The sequence below is a fragment of the Mycolicibacterium parafortuitum genome, from assembly GCF_002086815.1.
Lineage (GTDB): Bacteria > Actinomycetota > Actinomycetes > Mycobacteriales > Mycobacteriaceae > Mycobacterium > Mycobacterium parafortuitum.
Genome location: NZ_MVID01000009.1, coordinates 163,428 through 169,729 on the forward strand (window position 1 = coordinate 163,428; position 6,302 = coordinate 169,729).

Genomic DNA, 6,302 nt, shown 5'->3' on the forward strand with positions numbered 1-6,302 from the left:
TGCTCGGTCAAACACCGCACTTGGTCAGACACCGACGGCGCCGGTCGCCACCAGCGCCGCGCCCAGCACCGCGAGCACCGCGGCGGCGACCGCGGCCTGATGCCGGGACACCTTGTCCCGCAGCACGGTCAGCGCGGCGTCGACCCGCTCGGCAGCCATCACATACCCGACAACCGGCACAATCACCGTGGAACCGGCGAGGACGGTGAAGCCGGTGACGGCCACCGCGGTGGCACCCGTGCCCATCGCCGCGGAGCCGATGACGAGACCGGCCGCCGCGGTCGCCAGCATCACCTTCGGGTTCAACACCGTCAACGAGACCGCGAGCAGCGCCGCGATCGTCGGCGTGATCCTAGTCAGACCGGTCAGCCATGCCCCCGCGGGAACAACCTGTCCGCGCCGCGTCCAGGCGAACGCCGCGAGCAGGATCAGCACGATCCCGATGCCGATCCGCACCCATGCTCCGTTGCCGCTCGCCGACCACTGGAAGCCCCCGAGCAGATCCGGCGCGCCGGTGAACAGCGCGGTGGCTGCCACCAGAGCCGCGAGTGAGCCCGCCAGGTAGGCCAGGCTCGTCGCGCGGGGGCGGGCCGCGGCGAACACCAGCGCCAGCGGCGGCAGGATCTTGACCGGCGACCACGCCACCACAGCCGCCAGCGGGACGAGTTGGGCCAGCAGTGTGGGCAGTTGGGCAGTCATGGCGTCGACACCATGTCAGATCCGCAACCCGGTGTCACGAATTAGCCGCGCCGCGCGCCGATGTGCCTCCGGTTTGTCCGGCGCCGGGGCGGGTAGCCGCTTCCCGTGACGACAGAACCTCACGAGATCACCAGCTCACCGATCGTGCGCCGGGAGACGAAGGCGTCCCGGCAGCGGGTCTGGGCGGTCTTGGCAGACGGCTGGACGTACTCCCAGTGGGTGGTGGGTAACAGTCGTATGCGCGCCGTGGACCCCGACTGGCCCGCACCCGGAAGCACCATCCACCATTCCATCGGCGTGTGGCCGGCCCTCATCAACGACAGCACCGTCGTCGAGTCCTGCATCCCCGAGCGTGAGCTTGTCCTGGTCGCGAACGGTCGGCCGTTCGGCAAGGCCCGGATCACGTTGCGGCTGCACGACCTCGACGATGGCGGCTGCCTGATCGAGATGGCCGAGGTGCCGGCGTCCGCTCCGATGACATGGCTTCCCGATCGCATCGCGCTTGCCGGGGTGTTCCCGCGTAACCGCGAGACCACCTGGCGGCTGGCGGCGATCGCAGAACGCCGCACCGACGACGAGGCCACTGTTTGACGCCGGCCCTGTCTGACGCTGGCCCTGTCGGAAAGCGGTGACCTAGGAACGGTCCTCGGGGCCGTCGACAGCAGGGGCGCGGCTTGGGTCCCCCGGCGACGGTTCGGCGCCTGACTGCAATTCGCGGAGCCGGGCTTCGAGGATCTGCAGCACCGGCACCCGTGCCGCGTGGCCGGCCTCGTAGGTCAACACCGTGTTGAGCTGGTCCTCGTCGAGGGCCCGCAGACGATGTTGCAAGTCGCCAAGCGTCAGTTGGTCGTAGTCGGCCACCGGAAGCTCATGGTCGGTCATCGGGCTCCTTCGGCGAGCCGTTCGTCGGCCGCGATCGGTGGTGGGGCAAACAGCATGAGACACCAGTAGCCACCACGCCGGGTACTAAACCCGCGCGAGCTTGAGAGCGAGCGACGTCACCGCCGCGACGAACCGCGCCGGGCCAGCAGGACGCCGGTAACTGCCGCGGCCAGCGCGACCCACGGGGCGTTGACGGTGAGCGTGTCGATCCACTGGTGCTTGAAGTCGGTGCGCCCGCGTCCGGCGCGAGCGTGCAGCCCGCCCCGGGTGACCTCCGCCGTCAACCCCATCTCGGTCACCGGGTTGTCGGGCCGCCCGTGCAGCAACGCGGTGATCCGGTGTTCGACGACGTCGACACGGTCGCCGAACAGCAGGATCAGCCAATGCGCCGCGCGTCCCTCGCTGTAGCGGTAGGCGTACCTGCGGATCGCGCCCGACAGCCCGCTCAGCGGCTGCGCGGTGCCGAACACCGGCGTCAGCACCCGGTGCTCGATCGAGCGTTCGCGCGGCGTGGTCTCCTGTTGGCGGTCCGGGAACTCCCAGTGCGCGCCGGCATTCAGATCCTGGCGCAGTTTCGGGACCGACGGCCGGTCCGCGGGATCGAGGTCGGCGCCCCAGCCCGGGATCGTGGCGCGCAGGTGCGCCGGGTCGGGGCGCGGCGGATGTGCCGCGGTGTAGACGGGTAGGTTCTGTTCGGGGGTTGCCATGGTCTCTTCCGGATCAGTTGTTGTCCATGACGACGACCGGCTTGATGCAGTCGTCGAGTTTCGACGAGAACATGTGGTAGCCCTCGGCGATGTCGTCCAGCGGAATATGGTGAGTGACAATGTCGCTCGGCTTCAGGTAGCCCTGTTCGATGTGTGACAGCAGGCGGGGCCACTGCCGTTTGACGGGGCACTGGTTGGTGTTGATGGTCAGCCCCTTGTTCATCGCGTCGCCGAACTTCACCGCGCTGAACATCGGCCCGTAGGCCCCCATCACCGAGATCGTGCCGCCTTTGCGCACGGAGTCGATCGCCCAGTTCAGCGCGACGGGCGAACCGCCCTGCAGCTTCATCTTCGCGGAGGTGACGTGCATCAGCAGGTTGCCGTCTGCTTCGGCGCCGACCGCATCGATCACGACGTCAGCGCCCAGATGACCGGTGGCCCTCTTCATCTCGACGACGATGTCGTCGTACTCGACGAAGTTATAGGTCTCGGCGTGAGCGAATGATTCCGCCTTCCGCAGCCGATAGTCGAGATGGTCGACGACCAGTACGCGACCGGCGCCCATCAGCCAGGCCGACTTCGCGGCGTACAGCCCGACGGGTCCGGCGCCGAATACCACCACGGTGTCCCCTTCGACGATGTCGCCGAGCTGCGCACCGAAGTAGCCGGTGGGCAGCGCGTCGGTGAGCATCAGCGCGTCGTCGTCGTCGAGCCAGTCCGGTATGGGTATGGGCCCGACGTCGGCGAACGGAACCCGGACGAACTCGGCCTGGCCGCCGTCGTAGCCGCCGCAGGTGTGTGAGTACCCATAGATGCCGCCGACGGCAGTGGCGTTCGGGTTGACGTTGTGGCAGTTGGAATACAGCCCACGGGCGCAGAAGTAGCATGAGCCGCAGAAGATGTTGAACGGCACCATGACTCGGTCGCCCGGCTGGAGGTTCTGCACCGAGGAGCCGACTTCGTGGACGGTGCCGATGAACTCGTGGCCGAATGTGTGCCCGACCCGGGTGTCCGGCATCATGCCGTGGTAGAGGTGCAGGTCCGAACCGCAGATCGCGGCCCGCTGCACCCGCACGATCGCATCGTTGGGGTGTTCGATCGACGGGATGTCTTTCTCTTCGACGCGCACCTTGTACGGGCCGCGGTAGGTCATGGCCTTCATGCCGGTCTCCTGCTGATCGAAGTGGATGGGCCTGGGGCGGGGCGCCGACCACCCACCGGCGACGCCCCGCCCTCGACAGGTGGCTTGCTAGGTCTTGTCCGGATCGATGGCGTCCTTGAGCTTGCCCATGACGCCCTTCTCGGTACCGAAGGCCGGCGGCCGCGGTTCGCCCATCGCACCGTCGTAGGTGACGTAGAGCTTCGGGTCCGGCGGCGGACCGGACTGCAAGTCGCCCAGCGGTTGCGGATCGGCGAGGAACTTGAACGTGTGCTTACCGTCCGGCGACGTGCCATGCGCCCAGCGACCCTTGTCCGCGTCGGCGCCGTCGGACAGATGCCACAACGTGCTGGCGTGCTCGTCGAACTCCTCGTCGAACAGATCGTTCGGTGCCACAACGCCTTCGAGACCGTCGGCCTGCAATTCCTCGATCGCTGCCAGCCACATGTTCTGGTGGTAGGTGTCGCGGGCGAGGTTGAACTTCAGCATCGCCTTGACGCCGGTGTCGTCAGTCATGTGCCACAGGCGCGCGGTCTGCACGCGGCCCTGCGCCTCGGCCGCGACATTGGCATAGAAGTCGGCGAGCAGGTTGCCCGACGCGACGATGTACTTGCCGTTCCACGGAGAGCCCTGACTGTCCGAAAGCGTCGGTGCGCCACCGGAAATGATGGCCTGCTGCGGATCCATGCCGCCCATCACCGCCGCGACGACAGGGTCGCCGAGCGCGTTCTCGGTGGCGTTGGTGGCAGGTGCGCCTTCAAGGAGACGGGCACACATCGTGGCGATCATCTCGACATGGCCGATCTCCTCGGTGGCGATGTCCATGATGAGGTCTTTGTATTTGCCCTGCATGCGACAGTTCCAGCCCTGCATCAGGTACTGCATCGTCACGGTCATCTCGCCGAACGCTCCGCCGAGCAGCTCCTGGAGCTTGCGCGCGTAGACGGGGTCGGGCTTCTCGGGCTTCACGTCGAACTGCATGTAATCGGTATGGCGAAACATCACTACTCCAGATCGCATTTGCGTAGGACTGCCGTTCTGGCATCGACTCAACCGAAGGCTCAAGCGAGATACCCCGCACGGATGGATCAAACCTGGAAAGGCAAGAATTCTTGGAGGGTCCGGCGCGGTTTACCGCACCTGACGCCGGGTATCGAGCGCGGAATGCTTTCCGCCGTCCCACCGATGAGGTCGGCGTTGCACGATCCGGAAAATCCTTATGCCACCGCACGGTTGACCGGCGAGCCGGCATGGATGGACATTTCCGACGGTAGGCTTTGGACAGACGAGGTCACCAGGCTGCGAGCGCGGTCCGTGGTCGCTGTGCCGTTCGGGCTGAGCACGCATCGCCTCGGGGTGCTGATGATCTACTGGACCGAGGCGGTCATCCCGTCGGCGAAACGCGAAGCGCTTGAGTTCTTCGCTTCGCGGATCGCCGAGGATGTCGAGGGGCACCGAGACCCGTCAGCCGCGTAGGCCTCGCGTACGTCGCACCTGCCCCTCGTCGGCGTCTCGAAGAGCGCTACCGTTCTCTACTGGCGGCGCGGCAGGACGCCGCGAGGCAGAAACGAGGTCCACCGATGCAGTCATTCCGGAAAGCCGTAGAGGCTCGCGACGAGGCCGCGATCGAGGCGCTGCTGTCCGAGGATGTGGTCTTCACCAGCCCTGTCGCGTTCACGCCGTACGAGGGCAAGCCGATCACCGCGGCCATCCTGCGCGGCGTGATGCGGGTATTCGAGGACTTCCGCTATTTGCGTGAGATCAACGATGCGAACGGCCGCGATTCGGCGCTGATCTTCGAGGCGACCGTATCGGGCAAGAAGATCACCGGCTGCGACTTCATCCACGTCGATGATGACGGCCTGATCGACGATCTGATGGTGATGGTGCGGCCACTGTCGGGAGCGAACGCGGTCGCCGACGCAATGGGCGCTCAGTTCGATCGCATCAAGCAGGAGGCGATCGAACGCAGCCGCTGACCGCCGCTACGGATCGTCGCCACCGTCGGTGTCTTCGTCGCCCTGGTCGTCGAGGAGGTGGCGTTCGGGGTGGTGGTAGCCGTTGATGCGGTGTCGGCCGGTGTCGAGGTCGGGTGGTGGGAGCCATTCGGTGTGGTTTGTGGTGTTCTTGCCGGTGGTCCAGGCGGTGGTGTCGATCATCAGGTTGTCGGGCTGGCAGGCCAGGGTGAGGTCGTCGATGTTGGTTTCGCCGTTGTTCTTCCAGTCGGCGACGGCGTGGTGGGCTTGGCACCAGTAGCCGGGGACGGTGCAGCCGGGGCGGGTGCAGCCCCGATCGCGGGCGTACAGCACGATCCGCTGCGCGGTGTTGGCGAGGCGTTTGGCTCTGCCCAGGTAGAGGGATTGGCCGGTGTGTTGGTCGAACACGTACAGGTAGTGCTGGGCTGCGGCGGCCAGCCGGATCAGTTCGGGGATCGGCATCAGCGATCCGCCGCCGGTGACCGCGACCCCGGCACGCTTTTCCAACTCCTGCAGCGTGGTGGACACGATCACGGTGACCGGTAGCCCGTTGTGTGACCCCAGTTCCCCGGATTCCAGGCTGCGCCGCAGCACGGCTTTGAGACCGTCGTGGGTGCGCTGCCCCGCAGTACGGGTATCGCAGCCCTCCTCGGGTGGCATGTTCGCACCAGGGGCGGCTTCCTTGGCCAGCACGGCTTCCAGGTACGCCCCGAACTCCGAATCGAGGTAGCCGGAGATTGCCCGGCCGCCGTCGCGCTGTTGCCTGCCCATCCGGACAAAGCGCTTGCGGGCAAGTTCGTGGTCGCTGGGTTCGGGGCCGTCTGGGTCGATCATCACCAACAAGCGGCCGGCCGCGGCGTCGAGTTCCTCAGGGCCCAA

Annotated in this window: 9 protein-coding genes; 3 read left to right on the top strand and 6 right to left on the bottom strand. The window is 66.8% G+C overall.

Annotation, left to right across the window (positions count from 1 at the left end; all coding sequences use genetic code 11):
* Window positions 1–24 precede the first annotated feature (24 nt).
* The gene (locus tag BST38_RS13055; protein WP_083143735.1) at window positions 25–699 is read right to left on the bottom strand and encodes a GAP family protein; all 675 of its coding nucleotides are present in this window, start codon (window positions 697–699) and stop codon (window positions 25–27) included.
* 105 nt (window positions 700–804) lie between these two features.
* On the opposite strand from BST38_RS13055, the gene BST38_RS13060 reads away from it, so the two are divergent.
* Window positions 805–1,290 (top strand): SRPBCC family protein, encoded by a 486-nt coding sequence (locus tag BST38_RS13060; RefSeq protein WP_083143736.1) that lies wholly within the window; start codon window positions 805–807, stop codon window positions 1,288–1,290.
* A gap of 42 nt (window positions 1,291–1,332) precedes the next feature.
* On the opposite strand, the gene BST38_RS13065 is transcribed toward BST38_RS13060, so the two are convergent.
* From BST38_RS13065 to BST38_RS13080, 4 genes are all read right to left on the bottom strand, one after another.
* Window positions 1,333–1,581 (bottom strand): DUF8129 domain-containing protein, encoded by a 249-nt coding sequence (locus BST38_RS13065; protein WP_083143737.1) that lies wholly within the window; start codon window positions 1,579–1,581, stop codon window positions 1,333–1,335.
* A 116-nt stretch (window positions 1,582–1,697) separates the two neighbouring features.
* Entirely contained in the window at window positions 1,698–2,288 is a 591-nt protein-coding gene (locus BST38_RS13070; RefSeq protein WP_083143738.1) for a hypothetical protein, read from the bottom strand.
* Between the two features lie 13 nt (window positions 2,289–2,301).
* Window positions 2,302–3,450, bottom strand: coding sequence for a zinc-dependent alcohol dehydrogenase (locus BST38_RS13075; protein WP_083143739.1), 1,149 nt, complete (start codon window positions 3,448–3,450; stop codon window positions 2,302–2,304).
* Window positions 3,451–3,537: 87 nt separating this feature from the next.
* Window positions 3,538–4,449, bottom strand: a complete 912-nt coding sequence (locus BST38_RS13080) for a manganese catalase (RefSeq protein WP_083143740.1) — start codon at window positions 4,447–4,449, stop codon at window positions 3,538–3,540.
* Window positions 4,450–4,530: 81 nt separating this feature from the next.
* Here BST38_RS13080 and BST38_RS13085 point away from each other — a divergent pair, with 81 nt between their 5' ends.
* On the top strand, window positions 4,531–4,923 hold the full coding sequence (locus BST38_RS13085) for a hypothetical protein (RefSeq protein WP_133057229.1): 393 nt from the start codon (window positions 4,531–4,533) through the stop codon (window positions 4,921–4,923).
* Window positions 4,924–5,027: 104 nt separating this feature from the next.
* Complete coding sequence (locus BST38_RS13090) at window positions 5,028–5,426, top strand: nuclear transport factor 2 family protein (protein WP_083143742.1); 399 nt, start codon at window positions 5,028–5,030, stop codon at window positions 5,424–5,426.
* A 6-nt stretch (window positions 5,427–5,432) separates the two neighbouring features.
* Here BST38_RS13090 and BST38_RS13095 read toward each other — a convergent pair.
* On the bottom strand, window positions 5,433–6,302 hold an 870-nt coding region (locus BST38_RS13095; RefSeq protein ID WP_133057230.1), incomplete at its 5' end, for an HNH endonuclease signature motif containing protein.